This window comes from Mycobacteroides chelonae, assembly GCF_016767715.1.
In the GTDB taxonomy this organism is placed as follows: domain Bacteria; phylum Actinomycetota; class Actinomycetes; order Mycobacteriales; family Mycobacteriaceae; genus Mycobacterium; species Mycobacterium gwanakae.
In genome coordinates this window covers 786320-808544 of sequence record NZ_CP050145.1, presented here as the reverse complement: position 1 = coordinate 808544, position 22225 = coordinate 786320, and the positions used below count along the sequence as shown (strand labels likewise).

26 protein-coding genes are annotated in these 22225 nt (G+C 64.8%); 13 read left to right on the top strand and 13 right to left on the bottom strand.

Annotation, left to right across the window (positions count from 1 at the left end; all coding sequences use genetic code 11):
- Positions 1–38: 38 nt before the first annotated feature.
- Positions 39–1154, top strand: a complete 1116-nt coding sequence (gene serC, locus HBA99_RS04070) for a phosphoserine transaminase (protein ID WP_070951542.1) — start codon at positions 39–41, stop codon at positions 1152–1154.
- Between the two features lie 101 nt (positions 1155–1255).
- Here the strand turns inward: serC and HBA99_RS04065 are convergent, their stop codons facing one another.
- The 4 genes from HBA99_RS04065 to HBA99_RS04050 form a co-directional block, all read right to left on the bottom strand.
- Positions 1256–3124: a glycosyltransferase family 39 protein gene (locus tag HBA99_RS04065; protein WP_078321724.1), complete on the bottom strand. Its 1869-nt coding sequence runs from the start codon at positions 3122–3124 to the stop codon at positions 1256–1258.
- A complete protein-coding gene (locus HBA99_RS04060) occupies positions 3124–4347 on the bottom strand; it encodes a bifunctional glycosyltransferase family 2/GtrA family protein (protein ID WP_078321631.1) in 1224 nt (407 codons plus the stop codon). Before HBA99_RS04060 ends, HBA99_RS04065 begins: the two co-directional genes overlap by 1 nt.
- Positions 4348–4413: 66 nt before the next feature.
- Positions 4414–5898 carry a flavin-containing monooxygenase gene (locus tag HBA99_RS04055; protein ID WP_070931498.1) on the bottom strand — a complete coding sequence of 495 codons (1485 nt, stop codon included), beginning with the start codon at positions 5896–5898 and terminating at the stop codon, positions 4414–4416.
- The gene (locus tag HBA99_RS04050; RefSeq protein ID WP_070923832.1) at positions 5895–6737 is read right to left on the bottom strand and encodes a short-chain dehydrogenase/reductase; all 843 of its coding nucleotides are present in this window, start codon (positions 6735–6737) and stop codon (positions 5895–5897) included. Before HBA99_RS04050 ends, HBA99_RS04055 begins: the two co-directional genes overlap by 4 nt.
- A gap of 71 nt (positions 6738–6808) precedes the next feature.
- Here HBA99_RS04050 and HBA99_RS04045 point away from each other — a divergent pair, with 71 nt between their 5' ends.
- Genes HBA99_RS04045 through HBA99_RS04035 form a run of 3 tightly spaced genes read left to right on the top strand, consistent with a single transcriptional unit; the run spans position 6809 to position 9315 of the window.
- Positions 6809–7825: an AraC family transcriptional regulator gene (locus HBA99_RS04045; RefSeq protein ID WP_070923778.1), complete on the top strand. Its 1017-nt coding sequence runs from the start codon at positions 6809–6811 to the stop codon at positions 7823–7825.
- A gap of 42 nt (positions 7826–7867) precedes the next feature.
- Positions 7868–8926 carry an alpha/beta hydrolase family protein gene (locus tag HBA99_RS04040; protein WP_070923779.1) on the top strand — a complete coding sequence of 353 codons (1059 nt, stop codon included), beginning with the start codon at positions 7868–7870 and terminating at the stop codon, positions 8924–8926.
- A gap of 5 nt (positions 8927–8931) precedes the next feature.
- The gene (locus HBA99_RS04035) at positions 8932–9315 is read left to right on the top strand and encodes a hypothetical protein (protein ID WP_070923833.1); all 384 of its coding nucleotides are present in this window, start codon (positions 8932–8934) and stop codon (positions 9313–9315) included.
- On the opposite strand, the gene HBA99_RS04030 is transcribed toward HBA99_RS04035, so the two are convergent.
- Positions 9308–10168, bottom strand: a complete 861-nt coding sequence (locus HBA99_RS04030) for a PaaX family transcriptional regulator C-terminal domain-containing protein (RefSeq protein ID WP_070923780.1) — start codon at positions 10166–10168, stop codon at positions 9308–9310. The two genes, HBA99_RS04035 and HBA99_RS04030, sit on opposite strands and share 8 nt — an antisense overlap.
- A gap of 67 nt (positions 10169–10235) precedes the next feature.
- Entirely contained in the window at positions 10236–11465 is a 1230-nt protein-coding gene (locus HBA99_RS04025) for a saccharopine dehydrogenase family protein (protein ID WP_070951543.1), read from the bottom strand.
- A 106-nt stretch (positions 11466–11571) separates the two neighbouring features.
- On the opposite strand from HBA99_RS04025, the gene HBA99_RS04020 reads away from it, so the two are divergent.
- The 5 genes from HBA99_RS04020 (at position 11572) to sepH (ending at position 14324) form a co-directional block, all read left to right on the top strand.
- Positions 11572–11916, top strand: a complete 345-nt coding sequence (locus tag HBA99_RS04020) for a YidH family protein (RefSeq protein ID WP_046255521.1) — start codon at positions 11572–11574, stop codon at positions 11914–11916.
- Complete coding sequence (locus tag HBA99_RS04015; RefSeq protein ID WP_070923782.1) at positions 11913–12221, top strand: DUF202 domain-containing protein; 309 nt, start codon at positions 11913–11915, stop codon at positions 12219–12221. Before HBA99_RS04020 ends, HBA99_RS04015 begins: the two co-directional genes overlap by 4 nt.
- A gap of 90 nt (positions 12222–12311) precedes the next feature.
- The gene (locus tag HBA99_RS04010) at positions 12312–12788 is read left to right on the top strand and encodes a lipoprotein LpqH (RefSeq protein WP_070923783.1); all 477 of its coding nucleotides are present in this window, start codon (positions 12312–12314) and stop codon (positions 12786–12788) included.
- Positions 12789–12866: 78 nt separating this feature from the next.
- Positions 12867–13361 (top strand): lipoprotein LpqH, encoded by a 495-nt coding sequence (locus HBA99_RS04005; RefSeq protein ID WP_070923784.1) that lies wholly within the window; start codon positions 12867–12869, stop codon positions 13359–13361.
- A gap of 150 nt (positions 13362–13511) precedes the next feature.
- Complete coding sequence (gene sepH, locus HBA99_RS04000) at positions 13512–14324, top strand: septation protein SepH (RefSeq protein WP_070951544.1); 813 nt, start codon at positions 13512–13514, stop codon at positions 14322–14324.
- A gap of 12 nt (positions 14325–14336) precedes the next feature.
- On the opposite strand, the gene HBA99_RS03995 is transcribed toward sepH, so the two are convergent.
- Genes HBA99_RS03995 through HBA99_RS03980 form a run of 4 tightly spaced genes read right to left on the bottom strand, consistent with a single transcriptional unit; the run spans position 14337 to position 17246 of the window.
- On the bottom strand, positions 14337–14648 hold the full coding sequence (locus HBA99_RS03995; RefSeq protein ID WP_267888794.1) for a DUF2537 domain-containing protein: 312 nt from the start codon (positions 14646–14648) through the stop codon (positions 14337–14339).
- The gene (locus HBA99_RS03990; protein WP_070951545.1) at positions 14645–15457 is read right to left on the bottom strand and encodes a TrmH family RNA methyltransferase; all 813 of its coding nucleotides are present in this window, start codon (positions 15455–15457) and stop codon (positions 14645–14647) included. Before HBA99_RS03990 ends, HBA99_RS03995 begins: the two co-directional genes overlap by 4 nt.
- Positions 15458–16780, bottom strand: coding sequence for an MFS transporter (locus HBA99_RS03985; protein ID WP_057968772.1), 1323 nt, complete (start codon positions 16778–16780; stop codon positions 15458–15460).
- Between the two features lie 34 nt (positions 16781–16814).
- Positions 16815–17246, bottom strand: a complete 432-nt coding sequence (locus HBA99_RS03980; protein ID WP_030094333.1) for an Rv0880 family HTH-type transcriptional regulator — start codon at positions 17244–17246, stop codon at positions 16815–16817.
- Positions 17247–17326: 80 nt separating this feature from the next.
- Here HBA99_RS03980 and HBA99_RS03975 point away from each other — a divergent pair, with 80 nt between their 5' ends.
- Complete coding sequence (locus HBA99_RS03975; protein ID WP_070950185.1) at positions 17327–17572, top strand: DUF2530 domain-containing protein; 246 nt, start codon at positions 17327–17329, stop codon at positions 17570–17572.
- A gap of 41 nt (positions 17573–17613) precedes the next feature.
- On the top strand, positions 17614–18075 hold the full coding sequence (locus HBA99_RS03970) for an SRPBCC family protein (RefSeq protein WP_046252616.1): 462 nt from the start codon (positions 17614–17616) through the stop codon (positions 18073–18075).
- Here HBA99_RS03970 and HBA99_RS03965 read toward each other — a convergent pair.
- Positions 18072–18809: a DUF3027 domain-containing protein gene (locus tag HBA99_RS03965; protein ID WP_030094330.1), complete on the bottom strand. Its 738-nt coding sequence runs from the start codon at positions 18807–18809 to the stop codon at positions 18072–18074. The two genes, HBA99_RS03970 and HBA99_RS03965, sit on opposite strands and share 4 nt — an antisense overlap.
- A 37-nt stretch (positions 18810–18846) precedes the next feature.
- Here HBA99_RS03965 and HBA99_RS03960 point away from each other — a divergent pair, with 37 nt between their 5' ends.
- Entirely contained in the window at positions 18847–20511 is a 1665-nt protein-coding gene (locus HBA99_RS03960) for an MFS transporter (protein WP_109418636.1), read from the top strand.
- Positions 20508–21011, top strand: a complete 504-nt coding sequence (locus HBA99_RS03955; RefSeq protein ID WP_070951546.1) for a DUF2771 domain-containing protein — start codon at positions 20508–20510, stop codon at positions 21009–21011. Before HBA99_RS03960 ends, HBA99_RS03955 begins: the two co-directional genes overlap by 4 nt.
- Here the strand turns inward: HBA99_RS03955 and HBA99_RS03950 are convergent.
- Both HBA99_RS03950 and HBA99_RS03945 read right to left on the bottom strand, forming a co-directional pair.
- Positions 21008–21700, bottom strand: a complete 693-nt coding sequence (locus HBA99_RS03950; protein ID WP_070952344.1) for a DNA alkylation repair protein — start codon at positions 21698–21700, stop codon at positions 21008–21010. The genes HBA99_RS03955 and HBA99_RS03950 overlap by 4 nt on opposite strands.
- Positions 21701–21728: 28 nt before the next feature.
- Positions 21729–22142: a cold-shock protein gene (locus tag HBA99_RS03945; protein ID WP_030094326.1), complete on the bottom strand. Its 414-nt coding sequence runs from the start codon at positions 22140–22142 to the stop codon at positions 21729–21731.
- Between the last annotated feature and the right edge of the window lie 83 nt (positions 22143–22225).

Genomic DNA, 22225 nt, shown 5'->3' with positions numbered 1-22225 from the left:
AGGCAGGTCTCAATGGGCCACCGTTTAGGCTGGTAGCCGTGGCTGAATTGACCATCCCCGCTGACCTCCTGCCCGCCGACGGACGTTTCGGCTGCGGCCCCTCCAAAGTTCGTCCCGAACAGCTGCAATCGCTCGTGGACGCCGGAGCCGCCCTCTTTGGCACGTCGCATCGGCAAGCACCCGTCAGAAACCTCGTCGGTCGCGTCCGCGAGGGCCTCAAAGAGCTGTTCAAGGCCCCCGAGGGCTACGAGGTAATCCTCGGCAACGGCGGTTCGACGTTGTTCTGGGACGCTGCCGCGTTCGGCCTGATCCGCGAGAAGTCGCTGCACCTGACCTTCGGCGAGTTCAGCGCCAAGTTCGCCTCCTGCGTGGCCAAGAACCCGTTCGTCGGTGACCCGATCAAGGTGGTCGCCGATGCGGGCAGTGCTCCCGCTCCGGTCTCGGATCCGTCCGCTGACGTGATCGCCTGGGCACACAACGAGACCTCGACCGGTGTCATGGTTCCGGTCCAGCGTCCCGCGGGTTCCGAGAATGCGCTGGTGCTCATCGACGCCACCTCCGGCGCCGGTGGGCTGCCGGTGGATCTGTCGGAAGTAGACGCGTACTACTTCGCGCCACAGAAGAACTTCGCCGGCGACGGCGGACTGTGGCTCTCACTCATGAGCCCGGCCGCCCTGGAGCGGGTGGAGGAGATCGGTGGCAGCGGACGTTGGGTGCCCGACATCCTGTCGCTGCCGATCGCCGTGGAGAACAGCCTCAAGAACCAGACCTACAACACGCCGGCCATCGGCACGCTGCTGCTGCTGGCCGATCAGATCGACTGGCTGCTGAGCAATGGCGGTCTGGATTGGGCCACCAAGCGGACCGCCGATTCGGCATCGCGGCTGTACTCCTGGGCCGAAGCGACGTCGTTCACCACACCATTCGTGGCGGACCCGGCGCAGCGCTCACAGGTGGTGGGCACCATCGACTTCAACGACGACGTGGACGCGGCCGCCGTTGCGAAGGTGTTGCGCGCCAATGGCGTGGTGGACACCGAGCCGTATCGCAAGCTGGGCCGCAACCAACTGCGGGTGGCGATGTTCGCGGCCATCGACCCCGAGGACATCTCGCAGCTGACGCAGTGCATCGACTGGGTCGTCGAGCGTCTCTGATTCAACGCCTTACGCCCCGAGTGGGAACCTGACGAGGAAAAACACCACAAAAACCGCGTCAGGTTCCCACTCGACGCGTCAGGTTCCCACTCGACCGGGTGCTAGTGATCCGTGAGGTCGTAGACATCGACGTCGTCGATGGTCTGTTTGGCGAACGTGTGCTGCACCCACTCCTGGATGGCTTTCGAGGTCTCACTGCCCGGGGGGCTGAATCCCTCGCCACCATGGCCGCCGCCCTCCCCATCGATGAAGTAATGGATCTGCCCGTCGGCCACGTATTGCTGAAACTGCGCCAGCGTCGGTGACGGGTCGGTCCCGTTGAATCCACCGATGGGCATCACCGGACGGCCCGTGGCCAGCTGATAGCCCGACGCCTTGTTGGAGCCGACGGCAGCAGCCACCCAGGTGTAGCGGTCAGCGTTGGCCTCCAGCGCGGCAACAATCTTGGGGCCCGGATCACTGCCATCGAGCAGACCTCCGCCACGTTTCGGGCCGGCCTCGAATTCCGGACGATGCTCTCGCCCGGGCATATCCGGGAAGTCGGGGAATCCGCCGCCCTTGACCTCGGGCCCGGCCGAGGGAAGCGCACCACTATGTGGCGTCGCGATGGTCTGGACCGAGTATGCGACCGGACCGGCCAACGCCACGATGAGCGCGGCGGCGGCGACAGCCTTGGGATACCTGTTCAGGACCAGGCCGACGACAGCGACGAGCCCCAGGATCAGAATCACCCAGCGCAGCCAGGGCACAAACTCCGGGGAACGCCCCAGCAAGATCCAGGCCATCACCACCGTGAGCAATAGCGCGGCCACCAAAGACCAACGCACCCAAGATCGTTCACGCTCTCGCCAGGCGATGAGCGAACCCGCCCCCACAAGTGCGGCGACCGCAGGCGACAGCGCCACCGAGTAGTAGGGGTGGAAGATTCCTTGCATGTAGCTGAAGACGGTGCCGGTGGTGAGCACCCACAACCCGAAAACGATCAGCACCGCGCGGCGTGTGTCCGTTCGGGAGTCCTTGCGCAGCAAGACCAAACCCAACACCGCCAGGGCCACCGCCGTCGGGAGCAGCCAGGCGATCTGCCCGCCGAGCGCCGGTTGGAACAACCTGCCGAACCCCGGTTCGCTCCCGAAATGGCCACCGAAGCCGTACATCTCGTCACGCGGACCGGACGCGCTGCCCTTCTCGTTGCCGTTGAGCCGACCCAACCCGTTGTAGCCGAGGGTGAGCTCCAGAATCGAGTTATCGGGCGATCCGCCAATCCACGGGCGCGAGCCCGGGGGCCACAGCTCCACGGTGACAATCCACCAGCCTGCCGAAACTACCGCCGCGGCAGCCGATCCGGCAAGCTGCGCCAACCGCTTCCCCACACCCACCGGCGCGGCGATCACATACGTCAGCGCGATGGGCGGGATGACGAGCAGCACCTGCAGCTGCTTGGTGAGGAAGCCGAATCCGACCAGCGCGCCGACCAGAAGCAGCCAGCGAGTGCGGCCATCCTCGATACCGCGCATCATCGCCCATACCGCGGCGATCATCAGAAAGACCAACAGCGCGTCCGGGTTGTTGAAGCGGAACATCAGGACCGCGACCGGCGTCACCGCAAGCACCAGACCGGCCAGCAGACCCGTCCCATGGCCGAAATACCGGCGAACGGTCACGTACAACAGCCCGACCGATGCCACGCCCAAAAGCACCTGGGGCACCAGGATGCTCCAACTACTGAGCCCGAAGATGCGCGCGGACAGTTCCATGAGCCATAGCGAGGCCGGCGGTTTGTCGACAGTAATCGAGTTGGCGGCATCCGACGATCCGAAGAACGCGGCCTTCCACGAGACCGAACCCGCCTGCACCGCAGCAGAATAAAAGGAGTTGGCCCAGCCGTTGGAGCCGAGATTGACCAGATATGCCGCCGCGGTGCCGATCAGCAGGAGAGCAACGCTGATCCGCTCCCGGGACTGTTCCCGCACTAGCGGATGCTCGCGCTTCGGAACACCCACCGCAATCCGACGAACCGAACGAGGGTGGCAACGAGGTTGGCCACGGTCAGCACGATCAGCAACAGATGCTTGGAGGCGTCGGGGACAAGGTGGTGCATGGCCACCAGAGATCCGCTGGTGAGGGCCAACCCGATGCCGAAGATGACAAGCCCCTGGAACTGATGCTTGGCCGCGTCGCGCCGACCCCGCACGCCGAAGGTGAAGAACCTGTTGGCCGAGGTGTTGAGCACCGCGGTGATGAGCAGCGCCAGGAAATTGGCGGCCTGATCCCCCACCGCTCCGTGCAAGACCAGGAATAGCAAGGCATAAGCCAATGTGCTTGCCACACCGATGATTCCGAACCGGACCAACTGACCGACCATGCCGGCAGGCACGCCCTCGACGAGGGGTTCACGCCCGAGGCTGTGACGTAGCTCTTCCAGCGGCAGGGTGCCGAGCATGAGGGCCCGGCCCAGTCGCCAGATGCCCAGCAGGTCCTTGCGGACAGTGTCGACGATGTCGACACGGCTGTCCGGGTCATCCACCCAGTCAACCGGCACCTCGTGGATGCGCAGGCCAACCCGCTCGGCCAACACCAGCAGTTCGGTGTCGAAGAACCATTCCTTGTCCTCGACCAACGGGAGCAGCTGGCGCGCCACGTCGGCGCGGATCGCCTTGAATCCGCACTGGGCATCGGAGAACCGGACCTGCAGCGAGGCATGCAGAATCAGGTTGTAGGTGCGTGAGATGAATTCGCGCTTGGGCCCGCGTACCACCCGCGAATTGCGGTTGAGCCGGGACCCGTAGGCGACATCCGAGTGTCCCGAGATCAGGGGTGCGACAAGCGGCATCAGTGCGTTGAGGTCGGTGGACAGATCCACATCGCAGTACGCCACAACCTCCGCGTCCGAGGACAGCCACGCCGCGGCCAGCGCCCGTCCCCGTCCCTTCTCCTCCAGATGCAGCACGTCGACATGGTCGAGTTCGGCCGCCAGCCGGTGCGCGATCTGCAGGGTGCCATCGGTACTGGCGTTGTCGGCGATGGTGATGCGAGCCGTGTACGGAACCTCGTTGGCAAGGAACGCGTGCAGTCGGCGAACGCACCGCTCCAGGTCGTTCTCCTCGTTGTAAACGGGGATCACGATGTCGAGGGTCGACGCGAGTACTGCGGTCGGTGCCGTCGCGGTGTCGATCGGCTGCATCACACTGGTCACAAGAGTGACAATGGTGCCCCCCGCTCTGACACAACTGGGTTGCCACTGTGAGTTTCCTGTGAGGGGTTACCTTCGCAGGTGTTCGACCAATCTGGCACCCGGCGTCACAAGGTCATAGTCGGATGGGTTCGGCTCGGCTGCCAGTCGATGCCGATACGCATCGGGCGTCCATGGCCACAGTTCGGGGACGCCGTCCTTGCCCAGGTACCAGCTGGTGCAACCCGTGGCCCACACCGTGCCCGGCATGGCGGCCCGCATCTCGGCATTGAATGCCGCCGTCGCGGCAGCAGAGGGTGCCACCGCGTCGATCTGATTGTCCTGCCAGCGACGGACCCAGCGCAGAATGTGCTCGCACTGGTGCTCGGCGATCGCGGTGAGTGAATAGTTGCCGACCGGGCTATGCGGACCCATCAGCATGAAGAAATTCGGGAAACCCGGCAGGCCCACCCCCAGATGTGCCACGGGGCCGCCGGACCACAGCGCATCGATCGTAATGCCCTCTTGCCCAATGAGATTCATCGGGCGCATGAAAGCATGGGCATCGAATCCGGTGGCCAGCACGATGGCATCCACCTCGTGTAGCCGCCCCCCGGCAGTCACTATCCCCTGTTGTTCGACGTGATCGATCGCCGTGTCCACCAGGGCGACGTGGGGACGCTGCATCGCACGATAAAACCCCGCGGAGATCACCAGCCTTCGGCACATCGGCTGGTAGTCCGGGGTGAGCCTGCGCCGCAGGTCCGGATCCGCCACGGTCCGAAGGTTGGCCCTGCACAGTGCCGAAATCAGGCGGCGTTGCCAGCCGGGACGAACCAACGCCGCGGCAAGGAACTCGAACACACTGCGGTAGCCGTGGTAGGCCGCGGCACTGAGGATCGGCACCCTGGCACGCACCATGTCCGCCAGCTTCGTGTACGACGGGTTGGGGACGGGCACCACCCATTGGGCGCTGCGCTGAAACAGTTTCAATTCGCCCACAACCGGTTCGAGGCCGCAGACGATCTGCACCCCCGTCGATCCGGTACCGATGACCGCGACGCGTTTCCCCGTGGGGTCGAAGGAGTGGTCCCAGCGTGCCGAGTGCATCACCGGACCGTGGAAATCGGCGAGCCCATCGATGGTCGGATATCGCGGTTCCCGCAAGATGCCGGTAGCCGAGATCAAAAAATCGACGACAAAGACATCGCCTTGATCGGTCCACACCCGCCACCGGCCGTCCTCGAACCGGGCCTCGGTGACCGTGGTACCGAACCGAATCCGTCGGCGAAGATCGAACTCGGTGGCGAAACGCCGGAAATACTCCCCGATTTCACCCCCTGGCGAGAAGAACCTGGTCCAGTCCGGCTTCGGCGCAAAGGTGAATTGGTAAAAACGAGAAGGGATATCACAGCTCAGGCCGGGGTAGGTGTTGTCTCGCCAGGTGCCGCCGACCTCATCCGCCTTCTCCAGAATGGTGATATCGGTAACGCCCGCCTGGTGCAGCATCGCCGCCATACACAGACCGGACATGCCTGCTCCGACGATCGCAACAGAGGGTGACCGGCGCATCATGCCGCCATACCCGCATCTGCTTCGCGAATCGCCTTCCGCAGTCGTCTATTTCGACCGAGTAGTCCGTCCAGGTGATAGACGGCTGTCCTTAGGTCCAACAACAATGGCACCCAGCGTGGTGCGTACACCCGACGACTGCGCCGTGCGATGCCCTCGACAATGGCCGTGCCTGCGGCGCTGACGGGAGCGGCCTTGCCAACAAAATCCGGGAGGGTGGACATGATGGCCCCGAGACCGTGGTTAGCTGCTATCGAATTCCCCAGCTCGGTGTCGATCAGCCCGAAGTACGCGATGCCGACACCAACCCCACTGTCGGACAGCTCGATTCGCAATGCACGTGCCAGCGCCTCAACACCCCACTTAGCGGCCATGTAGGCGCTGAAGGTCGGACCGGGAAGCCCGGCTGCCGCAGAGGCCACCACCATCACGTATCCGCGTCGCGCCCGAACGTGCGGAATAGCGATCCGCGCGGTGTGAAACACGCCCACCAGGTTCACATCGATCACCTGCTGCCACTCCTGCGGCCGAACGCTCGCGACCGTCGCGATGGGGCCGGCAATGCCCGCGTTCGCGATCACGATGTCGATTCCACCGAATCGTTGGACAACAGCGTCCATTGCCGTGGCGATCGATTCGGGATCGGTGACATCGGCGGCGAACCCGGCCACCCCGTCCCCCAACTCAGCAGCCAATGCATCCGCCCGGGCGGCGTCCCGATCCAGCACCGCCACCGAAGCTCCCCGCCGCGATAGCTGCCGCACCACCTCGGCACCAATGCCATTGGCACCGCCGGTGATGACCGCCACCTGCCCGAACATGTGATCAGTCGTCCTTGCCATGGCCTGAACGTATTGATCGCACATCCGGCATTGAATGACTTCATCCGCCAAACACTTGATAAATTCGGACAGTGCCCGATGATGGTGGTCGCCCATTCTGGGACTATCCGCGCTCACCCACCGCGACACGGAACCTCGTCGAAGCGGCCAGAGACCGCGGTTTCGGCACAGGCCCATGCCTGGCGGAGACGGGTCTCACCGACGCCGACCTGGTAGGGCCCGACGCCGTCGTGAGCGGGGCCCAGGAACTGCAGATCGTGCGGAACTTGTTGGCGCTCACGGGAGATCCGGTGGGACTCGGGATCGAGGTGGGTACCCGTTATCAAATCGCCAGTGCCGGAATCTTGGGATTCGCCCTACTGTCCAGCCCGACCATGCGCGACGCGCTCGCGGTCGGGTTGCGTTTCAGCCAGCTCAGTTCGACATTTCACCGCTTCACGCTGACCATCGGCGACGCGGACAGTATTTTCGATCTCGACGAGAGCGAGATCCCGCCCGATGTCCGCCGGTTTCTACTGGAACGTGATCTGGCCGCGATCGCCGGCATAGTTCCCATCCTGTTCGGCGGCGCGATGCCAGTAGGAGCACGCATGCAGCTTCGGAGCGGTCCCGACACGCCGCTGCGCCTCCTGGCCGGGCTACTCACCGTCGAATTCGACTCGCCCCGAAATGCGCTGGTGTTTCCCACCGAGCTGCTGGCGGCACCGCTGCCCACCGCCGATCCGCACACGGCCGCCCTGTGCGTGCGCCAGTGCGAGGAACTGCTCGAACAACGGCGCTCCCGTGACGGTATCGCCGGTGAGGTGCGCCACCAGCTGCTTCGAGTCCCCGGGCAGGTGCCCACCATGGGCCACATCGCCGCGGGCATGCACATCGCCGAGCGCACGCTGCACCGTCGGCTGGCACGCGAGGGCACCTCCTATCGGGCACTGCTCGACGAGGTACGCGAGACCCTGGCCAAGGAACTCCTCGCCAACGACCTCACCGTGAAAGAGGTCTCCGACCGTCTGGGGTACTCCGAACCCGCGGCGTTCACACATGCCTACACGCGCTGGCACGGCGCTCCGCCGCGCGCGCATCTGACGTGATGACACGTTCCACGTAACTATTAATTCATATACGATCGTATCGTGTTTGATAGTTTTGGCGCCTCCTTCCGCCGGTCGAATCGCCGGCACGTGCGGCTCAGCATCGCCGCGTCGTGCGTCATCGCACTGGTATTGGGCGCGAGCGGCTGGGTGATCTACGCGAACGACTTCGCGATCAGGATGCAGCAGGTGATCATCCCCGGCGCGACCGGGCCGTTTCAGGCGACACTCGCCTTGCCTCGACGTGGCACCGGACCGTTCGGGCTGGTCGTGTTCGTGCATGGCGACGGCGCGGCGAACGCGACACGAGACGGCTTCTACGAACCGATCTGGGAATCATTCGCCCAGGCGGGCTATGCCTCACTATCCTGGAACAAACCGGGAATCCAAGGAGCTCCGGGGAATTGGCTGAATCAAAGCATGCACGACCGGGCCAATGAAGCAGAGGACGCGATCGACTGGGCGCGCCAGCGCACCGATATCGACCCGCGGCGGATCGGAATATGGGGTATCAGCCAAGGCGGATGGGTGGTACCCGAGGTCGCCGCCCACCGACCAGATCTACAGTTCGTGATTATCGTTGGTGCGGCTATAAATTGGCTACGGCAGGGGAGATACAACCTACTCGCCGATCTTCGGCACCGTGGAGCCTCCGAATCCGAGATCGCCACCGCGTTGAATCGCCGCGAGACGGGATTGCGACTACTGCGCGACAACGCGACCTACGAGCAGTACCTTGCGGCGCAGCAGGATTCTGATCCCATGTCCGCCGATCGCTGGAATTTCGTCCGCAAGAATTTTCGGTCCGATGTCACCGATATCCTGCCGCTCGTCACAACGCCAGTTCTGCTCGCCATCGGCGACGACGATCTGAATGTCGATGTCGACGAGACCGAGCAGACCTACCGCCGAATCCTGCCTCCGCAGCAGCTGACCGTGCAGCGATACCCCAACGCGTCACACAACATCGTGAAGGCCGATTTGGACAACGATCAGAATTGGCGCTCAACGATGGTCGCGGTGTTATCCCCACGTTCGCTCTACGCGCCCGGCTATCTGGACAACCTACGGAATTACGTTGCGAAACAGCCGGTGCGCTGAACGTGATGAGCAGTGGAGTCCTCATACGACGGCTGACGTTCTGCGAGGCCGCGGGTGGGGTGCTACTCGCGGCGGCGACGCTGCCGTTTTCCTCACCGTGGACGGGCGCCCCACCGCTGTGGGTCCAGCTGCTCGGACTCACTTTTCTGCTCGGAATGTTCGCCGCGAAGTTGGTTGTGTTGCGGCGCATCATCACTGCGGTGACATTGACGAGTCTTCACGATGTGCTACGCCTTCACCTAGCGGTTGGCGGGTACGCCCTGGCGGTGTTCCTACTGTTTCCGCTGCCACCGTCATGGAGCTGGTTCTGGTTCACGCTGACCTTTCTCGGCGCCGCGCTGGGCAGCGGCGCACTGGCCTGGATGAGGCGCACAGCGCCGTTCAGATAATCTGTCGAATCGCATCGGCATACCATCCGAACAATCGAATTGGTTGTTCGGCTTCGGTTTTCGCAAACTCTGCCCAGCACGCGGCGACCGCCGCACGCGCGGCCGCGCCCACCCACGGCTGTGGGAGCAGCTGCGGCGGCAGGAGGGGGTCGGGTTCAACCGCCTGTGTGAACTCTGCCGCCAGCGCCACAGCTAGGGTGAGCAGTTCGGTTCGTGACGCGGTGCGAATCGCGGGAAGAACAGCTTCGGCCACCGCCAGCAGCCTGCGGTGACGCTCGGCGATTGCGTCGACCGGCCAGAGTCGGTCGGCCAGCTCGCGAGCTTCCGATCGGCCACCCAGTGCGAGGTCGGTCGTGGTGAACGACGTGACGTGTTCGGTCACGCCGAGTTGTTCGGCGGTGGCTGCGATCCGGGCTTCCCAGGCATTGGCGCACACATACAAGCCACCCTGGATCGGCGCACCTCCCAACCGCAGGATCGCGTCGCGCATGGCATCGCGTGCCGTACGGGCCGATTCGGGTACCGCGAATGCGACGAGGTGCCAACACCCATCCCACGGTGCGAGGCCGCGATCCTGCTCGTACATGTAGCGCACGTACTCCAGGTCCGGTTCCAGTGAGCTCCTCGTCGCCCCCGTCGCATACAGAATCGCCCTGCGCCCCCGCCCCTCATGCGTGAAACGGCCCTCGGCAACAAGGCGTTTGACACACAATCGGACCTGCTGGTCGCTCATCCCCAAGATGCCGGCGACATCGTAGAGCTCGCCGGCGGAAATCGTCGCGTCCTCACGGATCATGCTCTCGACCACACTGCGGGTGGAGATATCGGAGTTCAGGACGTGTTGGATGTCCAAACGTTCACCTCACGAGAGCCGCCGTATTGCGTTCGATCATCCTACGTTCGGTGAACCGCCGAACGAATCAGGGCCGCGGCGCATGCTCAACCAGATACGGCGAGACCCCATCGGCACACCCCAGCGCCGCCCCAAGGTCGGCGAAGAACCGCCCTGGCTCGATAACCGCCTCGGGCGGGTGAACTCCCGCGCGGCGCGCGGTGCCATCGATCACCTGTGCCATCCCGAGGGCCAGGGGCACACCGGTGATGCGGGCCATGTCACGTAACGCGCTTCTCATCGGTTGCGCCTGCGGTCCGGTCAGATTCAGACGCGCAAGCGCGGTATGACGATCGCCGTCTCGTTCACCGATGACTGCGGCAAAGAACGGCGGGAGGGTCCCGGCACCGCGCAGGCGAACGGCCGCACAAGCGGAACGCACTGCCCGCCGCCATCCGGGGACCGCGAAGGCCGCGGCGGCCTGCTCCCGCGTGAGTAGTCCGGTGTCGATGTCACGACGCAGCGTGTCGAGGTAGGCCACCGTCCACGGTGTGATGACCATGAGGTTCAGGACGGTACCGATCGGTTTCAGACTGCGCCGCAGCGTGATCGGTTCCGGATGACCGATCGAGTAGGCGGTACCCCGATGTCCGGCGGGCAGGTCCAACGTGACCGGGCTCAGCGGGCGCCGCTCGACGAGCTGCCCGCCCCCCACCACGGTGATGGTGCCGCTGGCCTGCTCCATCCAATGCACTGCCGCAGCAGTTGGCCTGCCGCCGGAGCCGAGCAACTGAGCCTTGCCTTCGGTGTCATCGCCGTCGGTGCCGACGTCTACGGGCCACGCCGTGTAGATGTCGTGGATCGAATCGAATTCCGCTGCGGCGGTAGCGGCAAGCAGGTTACTGATTCCCGGACTCGCGCCCATACCGATCACCGCACAGACACCGTACTCGCGCGCCGTTTCATCGAGCTCAAGCATCTGCAACGTCGGCTCCCAGTCGTCGCAGATGTCCAGATAGTGCGTTCTTGTCTCGATCGCCGCAAGCAGCACCGTCAGTCCGAATCGGAAGTAGGGCCCAACGGTATTCAGAACGAGGTCAACCGGTTCCAAGACGGCGCGCAACGCCGCCTCATCGGCGACATCGATCTGAACAGCCCGGACCGGTACGCACCCCTCCCCCAACTGCCGCACCAATCCTTCAGCCGCGCCGAGGTCGCGGTCGGCGATGACGATCTCCTCGATGCCCGGTACTTCTCGAGCGGTCCGTACGGCGACGGCCCCCATTGCGCCTGCTCCACCCAAAGCCAGAATTTTCATACATCCCACAATACCTATTGAATTACATACGGTCGTTCAATAAATGATAGATATTGGCAATCCAGCTCCTGCCGATATCGGCATCAGGCTCGGTAAGTTAGTCGGGGTGACGGAACCGCACAAAGATCACGAGATCGACTACCGCTTCACGCTGGCCAACGAGCGCACATTCCTCTCGTGGATCCGGACCGCCCTCGGTTTACTCGCCGGTGGTGTAGCGGTACAAACCCTCGTCCAACCGTTTCACCATGCCGGGGTTCGGCATGTACTGGCGGCGTCCTGCCTGGCCCTGGCCGTGGTGGTGTCCATTGGCGCATACGTTCATTGGCGCGATGTGAAAGACCGGATGGACCGGGACCAGCCTCTCAAGGGCACCCTGCTGGTGCCCTTGCTCGCGGTCAGCATCGGACTCGTCGCGATCCTGGCATCGATTGCCGTGTTCTACCGATGAGAACCGACCCCGAGACTCACGCAGTCGAACGCACGGCGCTGGCCTGGCTTCGCACCGGGTTGGCCGCCGCCGGAGCCGCAGCGGTATTTCTGACCCACGCGCTCATCCACGAGCAGACCGCGGTGGCCTCATTGATCGCGACCGCGGTTGTACTCGGAATCGCCGCCATCAGCACCGTGCGCCATCACGCGCTGGCGCGAGGGCACTGGCATCACGGCGGCAGGCCCATCACATTGACCACCCTGACTGTGGTCGCGGTGATCGTGCTGTCGGCCGGTATCGACATCGCAAATCTGGGTACATAGGTATACCTGCGATTCCGCAGACCAGACCCCCTCACGACCCCATACTTCTCCTGTTCGGCTCCACCCCTCATCACACATAAGGAGAACGCTATGAAGCGTGGGCTTGTGGTCGCCATTGGCGGCGCGGCGATTATCGCCGCAGGTCTGGTCGGTTGTTCGAGCGATAAGGACAAGTCCGAGACCAAGGGCACCACCGTCAGTAACAACGGCGGCGCCGTCGCCACAAACAGCACCGCCAAGGTCGTCATCGACGGCAAGGAGCAGAAGATCGAGGGGGCCGTCGTCTGCCAGGCCTCAAACGGCAACGTCAACATCGTCATCGGCAGCGGCGCCCAGGGCTTCGGTGCCGTGGTGACGGAAGGCGATTCTCCGACGGTGAAGTCCGCCGGTCTGGGCAGCCTCAACGGGCAGTCGCTGGCATTCTCCGAAGGCACCCCCGGAGCGAACGCAAAGGCCACCAAGGACGGCAAGAAGTACCACATCGAGGGCACCGCGATCGCCGTGGACATGGCCAACCCGATGCAGCCCTCCAACAAGCCATTCGAAATCGAGGTCACCTGCCCATAGGGCACGAAACACTGATCTAGCCGGGCAACACCGTCGTGTTGCCCGGCTAGTCTGTTTCGGGATTACCAGGGGGACGCTATGAAACGAGTGTGGGCCGCCGTCGTCGGCGTGGTCCTGTTGGCTGCCGTCCAGTCCGGCTGCGCAACTACCACGGGGATCACGAAGGTCACCGATACCGCCTCACCTGTCGTCACCAGCCCTGCCAAGCCCGGACAGTTCAGCAAGCCGGAAGGCGGCACCGCGACGATGACAGTCGGCGCTCTGACTGTGGTAGCCGGGGCCCCCGTCAGATGCGATAAGTATGAGCAAAGGACGTTCATCAGCGTCGCGAAAGACCACGATGCTCGCGGGCTGACCCTCATCGGAGAGCCGCCCGCAATCGAGACCATCAACCTGGGCGAGGTCAACGGCCTCAAGTTCATGTACATCGAACAACTCAAGAAAGACGGTGAGAGCGCCACCCTCGCCAAAGACGGCAAGCACTACACCGTCAAGGGCACCGCATGGGGAAGCGATCGCCAGGGAACGGGCGGCATGATCAAGCCCTTCCAGGTCGAGGTCATGTGCCCCTAGTGGCAAACAACACCTGCCACATGCGTCACATAGCGCGAACTGTCCGTAAAAGCAAGTAGCCCACACCCCCGCGTGTCACCGCGGAATGGCCCTCTACCTGCACTAAGGTCCCAAGAACTGGGTCATCCAGACCAGGGCGAGGAGGACATCGTGCGCGAACTGAAAGTCATCGGCCTATCAGCCGACGGCAAGCGAGTGGTCTGCCAGGACGCCAACGGCAGCGACAAGTTCGTCATCGACGCCGACGACAGGCTCCGTGCAGCTGCCCGGGGTGATCTGTCCCGCCTCGGGCAGATTCAGATCGAAATGGAGAGCTCGTTGCGACCCCGGGAAATTCAGGCCCGCATCCGGGCCGGCGCCACCGTTCAGCAGGTCGCCACGGCCGCAGGAGTCGATGTCGCGCGGATCGAACGGTTCGCCCATCCGGTGTTGCTGGAACGGCAGCGCGCTGCCGAGATGGCAACCGCGGCCCACCCCGTCCGCAGCGACGGCCCCACCGTCAACTCGCTCGCCGATACCGTGGCCGGCGCAATGTTCGCGCGGGGACTAGACCCCGACGCCATCGAGTGGGACGCCTGGAAGGTCGAGGACGGACGATGGACTGTCCAGCTGCAGTGGCGTGCGGGCCGGTCGGACAACAAGGCGCACTTCCGGTTCACCCCCGGGGCGCATGGCGGCACGGTGACCGCACTCGATGATTCCGCCCGCGAACTCATCGACCCGACGTTCACCCGCAGCCTGCGCACTGTTGCGCCGGTGGCTCCGCTTCTCCCCGAGCCCGAACCGGAGTTGTTCACCGAGCGCCCCGCGCCGCAGCCAGAGCCCGTCCGCGAGCCGGAGCCGGTCGAGGAAGTCAACGACGCCCAGCCGGCTCCCGCGCCGCGCCGCTCACGGCGTAGCAAGCCCGCGGTGCCCACCTGGGAAGACGTGCTGCTCGGGGTTCGCTCCAGCGGCCAGAATTAGCGAGACCGCACCCTAGGTGATCAGGGCGGTCACCACGGCCGCCAGCCATCCGCCGGCGATCCCGATCGCGATGCCCAGCACGAACCATCGCAACACCGGGCGTTCCCGCCAACCCCATAATGTTGGCGAAAGACCGCCCACTGCAACAATATTGAGTAGCACTGCCCACAACGGATGTACCTTCGCAAGACCGAGGCTCAGCACCACCACACCCACCGCGACCACCACGGCCACACACATCGCCGAGACGATGCCCTCGACCCACGGGGTGTCGGATTCCGCCGAGCTCGTTGTCCGCCGTGCGGGCTGCTTATCGCCGGTCACGGCGCGAGCCTAGCGCGCTCATAGAACGCCATGGCCGCGGCGGTGGCCACGTTCAAGGAGTCGGTGCCATTGGCCATCGGGATGCGCACACGGAAATCGCTGGCACGCAAAGCCACGTCGGTCAACCCAGGTCCCTCGGCACCCACCATCAGCGCCACCCTCTCGTTCTGAAGCGGCGGAATCACATCGGCCAGCGACCGCGAGTCTCCGGCAGGCGTCATCGCCAACAATCGGAATCCGTTGTCCCGCAATCTGTACAACGACTTCGGCCATTCGGGAAGACGAACGAACGGCACCAGCAGCGCGTGCCCCATCGACACCCGCACCGCCCTCCGGTACAACGGGTCCGCGCACCCGCTGCCGAAGAGCACCGCATCGACCCCCATTCCCGCGGCGTTGCGGAAAATCGAACCCAGATTCTCGTGGTCGTTGACGCCCTCCAGCACCGCCACCGTGCGCGCGGTTTGCATGAGTTCGGTCGCCGACAGTTCCACGGGGCGCCTCGCCGCGGCAAGTACTCCCCGGTTGAGATGAAAGCCGACGGCCTCCGCCATGACCTCGGGACTTGCCCGGTAGTACGGAACATCGACAGGCTCGAGATCGGCTGCGAGCTCGGTCAATCGGCGGTCGGTACCCAAAAGCGCGAAAGGTGCGAATCGTGACGCCAGCATGCGCTGCACCACCAAGACGCCCTCGGCGATCACCAGCCCCTTCCCGCTGGGCAGATCGGGCCTGCGGTCGACACTGTTGAGATCGCGGAAGCTGTCCAAACGAGGGTCGGCAGCGTTGTCGATATCGATGACCAGCATCTACATCCGCCTGGCCAGCGGCGTCGGTTCGCACACCGGGGTAGCGACCGGAGCAGGCGGAACAAGCCCGGCACGTATCTGGCCGGCTTCCGGAACCACCTCGGCCACAACCGGACACGGATGACGGCGCAGATACACCGCGCAGGTCAGCCCGGCAGCCACCGATACCACCCCACCGATCAGCAGCGGCATCCGTCCACCGTGCAGATCGGCCAGCCAGCCCACCAACGGGCTGCCCAGCGGGGTGCCGCCCAGGAAAGCCACCATGTAAATGCCCATCACCCTTCCTCGCAGCTGCGAATCCACGGACAGCTGAATGATATTCATCGCCGACGTGGTGAACGTCAGCGCAAGCAGACCCGTCGGGATGAGCGCGACGGCCACCGACAGATAGGTCGGCATCACGCTGACGACAGCCTCGGAAACCCCGAAAGCCATAGCGGCGCTGTAGAACAGATTCATACGCACCTTCTCGGTGCGCCGGGCAGCCAGCGTGGCGCCTAACAATGTGCCGACTGCCAGCGCCGTCGACAGCAGCCCGTATGACTCCGCGCCACGACCGAAGGTCTCTCGCGCCAGCACCGCGAGTGTCAGCGAGAAGTTCAGCCCGAATGTCGAGACCAAGAACACGGTAAGCATGATCATGAACAGATCGCGGCGGTGCCATACATACGAAAAGCCCTGACGCAGTTGGCCCTTTGCGGGTGGAACCGGATCGCTCGGGTGTAGCTCCGCAGGCCGCATCCGCCACAACGCGATACCCACACCAATGAAACTGACGAAGTTCAGCAGGAACACCCAGCCGGTACCAACGAGCCCGATCAACACTCCCGAGATCGCCGGCCCGATGATGCCAGCGAGGTTGAACACCATGGAGTTGAGCCCGACCGCGTTGGGCAGATGCTCCGGACCCACCATCTCAATGGTGAAGGATTGCCTGGTGGGTGCCTCGATCGCCGCGGCACATCCCATCGCGAAGGCCACCGCCATCACATGCCAGATCCGGACAAGACCGGTGACCTGCAGAAGTCCCACGGTCAACGCGAACAGCGCCATCAATGCCTGGGTCAGCATCAGCATCCGGCGCTTGTCGTAGCGGTCGGCCAGCATTCCTCCCCACACCGAGAGCAACAGCGTCGGCCCGAATTGCAGCGCCATCACCACACCGAGCAGGAAGGCGTTGCCGTGCGAGAGGTCCAGCACCAGCCAGTCCTGCGCGACGCGCTGCATCCAGGTGCCGACGAGCGACACCATCTGACCGCTGATCCATAGCCGGTAGTTACGTGTGCGCAGCGATACGAATATCCCGCCGCGGTCAGCCACGGTGAATCATTTTAGAGACTAACGAGATTGTCAGCTAACCGTTTTCATTGACCAGTGCCGACAGCAGGTCGGTCGCCTGCCGCAGCACGGCTCGTTGCTCAGGGGTGAAATCGTCCAAGTGCTCGCGCAACCACTCCTCGCGGGCGCTGCGATCGGCCTGCACGATATCGGCACCCGCCTCCGACAACGAGACAACTACCTGGCGGCCGTCGGTCGGATGCGCCGAGCGCTCCACCAGCCCGAGCTCGGCCAACGAGGCGATCACCCGCGTCATCGACGGCGGCTGCACGCGCTCGCGGGCAGCGAGCGCACCCGGGGTCATCGCCCCTTCGTTAAGCAACGTCGCCAATGCCGACAGCTGCGTCAACGAGACCGGCGAATCCGCGCGCCGGAACCGCAGATGCCGGGCCAGGCGAATGACAACAAGCGACAGATCGCTGGCCAACCGGGCATCGGGGTCGCTCACGGCCCAAACCTTACGGCACGTCCAGGGCTTTCACAGGGACCTAGCCCGGTGTAGTTCGTGCCACGTATGCTGCGCATCTAGTGGACACCCCCGCGCCCCAACCGCCCCCGCTCCCGGCCGCACTGCTCAATCCGTGGCCGGTTGTCGTCGCAGGCACAGTGCTGTGGCTCATTGCCAACTTCCTTGCCTTCACCATTCCTGCGCTCGAGAGCTGGCGTCCCATCACGCTTGCCGGACTGGGTACCGGCGCGTTGGGCACCACCATCGTCCTGCTACAAGTTCGTGCGGTGCGGCGCGGCTCACGCGGCGCGCAAACCGGCCTGTAGCCGAATCAACCCCGCAATATCCCGGAAAGAGGAGCAATCTCATGCCCAACGCATCACTGCTGGAAACCGCCGTCGAGATCGATGCGCCGGTGGAGAAGGTGTGGGGATTGATCGCCGACCTGGACAACATGCCACGATGGAGCCCACAGACCCGCAAGATGTTCGTGCGCGGTCCTGTGCAGGCGGGCACCAACGTCGTCAACTACAACCGCAAGGGCTGGAAGGTGTGGCCGACACGCGCCGTGTTGACCGCCGTCGAGCCCAACAAGCGGCTGGCCTGGCACGTCAAAGACAACCTGAGCGAGTGGAGCTACGAGCTGGAGCCCACCGCGGCCGGTGGCACCAGGGTCACCGAACGGCGGGTGATGGGTGAGAAGCGCTCGGCGATCTCCACCAACCTGCAGAATCTGATGCTCGGCGGCACCGAGGTGTTCGACGAGGCACTGCTGGAGGGCATGCGGACATCGCTGGCCAGGATCAAAGCGGCCGCAGAAGGCGTTTAGTCGGCTAGATCCAGGACGCCGTCGTCGAAGGGCTCGTACAGCGGCATCGCGGCGTTGAGTGGCTGCGGCGTATCGGAATGGGCGCCGCAGCCGTACTCGATGTGCACGACGCGGCCGTCGGCCGACATCGAGTTGGCACACGCCCCGAAGGCGACACCCAGTGAGCCGGCCAGTGGCAGATAGAAGCCGCAGGATCGGCAGACCCGGCGGGTGGCGCGCGCCATCTCGGTGTCCGGGCCCCAGTCGCCGTCGAACCAGCGCTGCGCGGCGTCGACACGCCCGGTCAGGCTCAGCACCTGCTTACGCCCCAGCCCGATCTCGCCGGCGGTCTCGGTTACCTGTGCATCTCCGCTGTCGGTGTACCCGGGTACCAGCCGAGGATCGTTAGGCGGCGGGGCGAGCAAGTCGCCCGGGCCCAGGTCACCCGGGCGGATGCGCTCCTCCCACGGCACCCAGTTCGGCGCGCGCAGCGCCTCGGTGCCCGGAACAAGCACCACCTCACTGACGGTCGCGACGGTGGCGCCGGGTGCCGCGGCCATCACCACCTCCCAATGCCATCCGCGGTATCCCGGCAGATCGGCTTCGAAGCGGTGGGTCAACGCGTGCAGATCCGTGCTCTCGGAGGAGGCCCCGAGGTACTTGCCCACGGTCTCCCCACTGAACTCGACGATGGCCGTACGAGCCTGGTCTATACAGGTGTAGAGGGCGTCGCGGCCGGAGATAGTGATGTCCATCGCTGACCATCTTCTCACCGTGAGGGACAATCGATGCGTGCGGGACGACTACGCGCGGTTCGGGAACCGCCAAGGCAGTAGCGACTCCCCATCTCGCCGCCGAAATCAGGATCCGCGCGACGCAAACTCCCACCCCGGTATGGCCAACTATCCGACGGGCGGTGCCCAGCGGGATCCTCGTGCCGGCGGCTCATCGAACCGGTATCTACCGCCCCTGGGCGAGGAACGCCGGGACGAGTCGCGACGACGTCCCCGGCCTGAGCGGGAAATCCCGCCCAAGCTGACGGTCACCCGGGTGGCCGCGATGCGCAGCCGTGAGATGGGCTCCCGGATGTACGGGTTGTTCCACAAGGCCGCGACCGCCGACGGCGCCGACAAATCTGGCCTGACCGCGCTCACCTATCCGGTGATGGCCAACTTCGCGGTGGATGCCGCCATGGCGGTGGCCCTTGCCAACACACTCTTCTTCGCCGCGGCCACCGCTGAGTCCAAGAGCAAGGTGGCGCTGTACCTGCTCATCACCATCGCGCCGTTCGCCGTTATCGCCCCGTTGATCGGCCCCGCGCTGGATCGCCTGCAACACGGGCGCCGGGCGGCGTTGGCGGCCTCATTCGGGCTGCGCATCGCGCTGGCCGTCATCATGATCGCCAACTACGACGGCGCCAGCGGAAGCTTCCCTCCCTGGGTGCTGTATCCGTGCGCATTGTCAATGCTGGTGCTGTCCAAGTCCTTTGGCGTGTTGCGTAGCGCGGTGACGCCGCGGGTGCTGCCGCCGACCATCGACCTGGTGCGCGTCAACTCACGGCTTACGACCTTCGGATTGGTCGGTGGGACCATCGTGGGCGGCGCCATCGCCGGGGCCTGCGAGCTCATGTTCACCCGGGTGTTCCAGTTGCCCGGAGCACTCTTCGCCGTGATGGCCGCGGCGGCGGTGGGCGCCTGGTCATCCATGCGCATCCCCAAGTGGGTCGAGGTGACCGCCGGTGAGGTGCCCACCACCTTCGGCTACCACGGCGACGACGGTGAACACCCGACGATCCTGCTCCGGCGCTCCCACAAGCAGCAGGACAAGATCCGGCAGCCGCTGGGCCGCAACATCATCACCGCACTGTGGGGCAACAGCACCATCAAGGTGATGGTCGGTTTCCTCACGCTGTACCCCGCCTTCGTCGCCAAGTCCCATGACGCGCACGGCTTTCAACAGCTCGCGATGCTCGGCATGATCGGCGCCGCCGCCGGCATCGGAAACTTCGCGGGCAACGCCACCAGCGCCCGGCTCAAGCTCGGCCGCCCAGCCCTGCTTGTGGTGCGGTGCGCCGGTGCGGTCACGGTGGTGGCGCTCGCGGCGGCGGTCACCGGAGTGCTGGCGGTCGTGGTGTTCGCGACGCTGGTGACATCGGGAGTCAGCGCCATCGCGAAGGCGTCCCTGGACGCCTCGCTGCAAGATGACCTGCCCGAGGAATCCCGGGCGTCGGCCTTCGGGCGTTCCGAGGCGCTGTTGCAGCTGTCCTGGGTACTCGGTGGCGCCGTCGGCGTGATGATCTACACCGATCTGTGGGTGGGGTTCACGGTGATATCCGCGGTGCTCATCCTCGGCCTGGCGCAGACACTGGCCAGCTTCCGTGGCGCCTCCCTCGTTCCGGGCCTGGGCGGTAACCGCCCGGTGATGGCCGAACAAGAGGGTGGCAAGGTAGTCGCGTGAAGGCAAAACTGGCGGCACTTGCCGTCGTCCTGGTGTTGACCGCTGCCGCGATGGTGGGGTTCATCGCCTGGCAGCTGCACGGGCATAAAGACGAGCGGCCCGAGATCAGCGCATTCACGCACGGCACCGTCATCCACGCCGCGCCCTATCAGTACTGCGACAAGAACAAGCTGGACCAGTGCGACCCGCCCGGACACACCGTCCAGTTGGCCGTCAACGCTCATGAACCCGTGCAGCTTTCGGTAGATGGGCGCATCGCCCAGGCGCCATGGATGTTGTCCAGGATCTATGCGCCGGTGGACGACGTCGACCACAAACGGGCCGAATCAAGCGTGTACCGCGACCATCGGACCGCCGTGACCATCCCGACGATCGACAGCGACGGACGGCGGCTGTTGGGCCTGGAAATCAAGCTCCCGACGGTGGTTCAGACCGAGACCGGCGACCTGCTGGAGGTCACCCACGCAATCTGGTCCGTGGCCACGGTCTGGCAGAACTAGCGCCGAGCGCGATACTCCGCACGTGCCACGGCATCAAGGTGTTCGGTGGCATAGCCGAGTGCGGTACGACCCATGGCCGCGGCGTGCGCATCGAGATAACTGATGAGAATATCGGCTCCACAACGCTTTCCAACTTCACGCAGCATCCAGCCGTAGGCCTTCTGGATGAGGTCACGCCGGTCGTCGATCACCAGCGGCGCCACCGAGAGGAGGGGCTGCGCGTCACCGCGTTTGGTAAAGGCGAAGGTGCCGATGATGCCCACCCGCCGGCGCCAGAGGTCATCTTCTGCCGCTAGTTCCAGCAACAGCGAATAGTCCTGACCGACAAGCCATTCCCCCAGAATCTGCTCAGCCGAGGAATCAACCAGGTCCCAGTTGTTCACCCGGCCGCCGCGGACCTGCTGCAGGTACATCTGCACCCACGCGTCACGTTCGGCGCCCTCGGCATGCGCGAACTCCCATACCGCCAGGATCAGCCCGGTCAATCGGTGCTCGTGCACCTCACTGGCCAGTAGCCGCGCCACCGCATCACGTCCGATGCCACGGAATTGCCGTGCCAGCGCACGCTGATCGGGTACCGACACACCGACAAAGACGTCGCCCTCGCCGTACTGGCCCGGCGCGGTCTTGAAGAACCGTGCCGATTTCTGGGCCCGGCCGGGGTCACCGGCGGCATCGAGCGCCGCGATCACATCCTCGGCGCGCAGGAGTGTCAGGTCAGGCGTCCAACTCAGCGGCGACGGCGCGCACAACCTCGGAGACCTTGCGGGCGATCTTGCGATCCGGGTAGCGCCCCTTGCGAAGCTCGGTCTGCACCGTGCCCTCCAGCAGGGTGATCATGTCCTCGATCATGCCGTGTAGCTCATCGGTGGTGTGCTTGTGGTTCACCGGCCCGCTGCTCTCGCGGCGCGTCTTCTGCACGGAGGGCGGCGCGTCAATCAACTTGAGGCTCAGCGCCTGCGGGCCACGCCGGCCCGCGGCCATGCCGAACTCGACCTTCTGACCGGCCTTGAGCCCCTCAACGCCAGCAGGCAGCGCAGAGGACCGGACGTACACGTCCTCGCCGTCCTCCTGCGACAGGAAGCCGAAGCCCTTCTCGGCGTCGTACCACTTGACCTTGCCGGTTGGCACTGCACTCACCTCACATGATTAACGCGCCCCAAATAGGACGCGGTGACTGGTCATCCTACTCGGCGCACGCAAGTGGTCGCTAC

Excerpts from the sequence above, each read along its gene's own strand:
- HBA99_RS04055 (WP_070931498.1), bottom strand. The coding sequence starts at position 5,898 with ATGATGCGCCGGTCACCCTCTGTTGCGATCGTCGGAGCAGGCATGTCC.
- HBA99_RS04050 (WP_070923832.1), bottom strand. The coding sequence starts at position 6,737 with ATGGCAAGGACGACTGATCACATGTTCGGGCAGGTGGCGGTCATCACC.
- HBA99_RS04035 (WP_070923833.1), top strand. The coding sequence starts at position 8,932 with ATGAGCAGTGGAGTCCTCATACGACGGCTGACGTTCTGCGAGGCCGCG.
- HBA99_RS04025 (WP_070951543.1), bottom strand. The coding sequence starts at position 11,465 with ATGAAAATTCTGGCTTTGGGTGGAGCAGGCGCAATGGGGGCCGTCGCC.
- HBA99_RS04015 (WP_070923782.1), top strand. The coding sequence starts at position 11,913 with ATGAGAACCGACCCCGAGACTCACGCAGTCGAACGCACGGCGCTGGCC.
- HBA99_RS04010 (WP_070923783.1), top strand. The coding sequence starts at position 12,312 with ATGAAGCGTGGGCTTGTGGTCGCCATTGGCGGCGCGGCGATTATCGCC.
- HBA99_RS04005 (WP_070923784.1), top strand. The coding sequence starts at position 12,867 with ATGAAACGAGTGTGGGCCGCCGTCGTCGGCGTGGTCCTGTTGGCTGCC.
- HBA99_RS03990 (WP_070951545.1), bottom strand. The coding sequence starts at position 15,457 with ATGCTGGTCATCGATATCGACAACGCTGCCGACCCTCGTTTGGACAGC.
- HBA99_RS03970 (WP_046252616.1), top strand. The coding sequence starts at position 17,614 with ATGCCCAACGCATCACTGCTGGAAACCGCCGTCGAGATCGATGCGCCG.
- HBA99_RS03965 (WP_030094330.1), bottom strand. The coding sequence starts at position 18,809 with ATGGACATCACTATCTCCGGCCGCGACGCCCTCTACACCTGTATAGAC.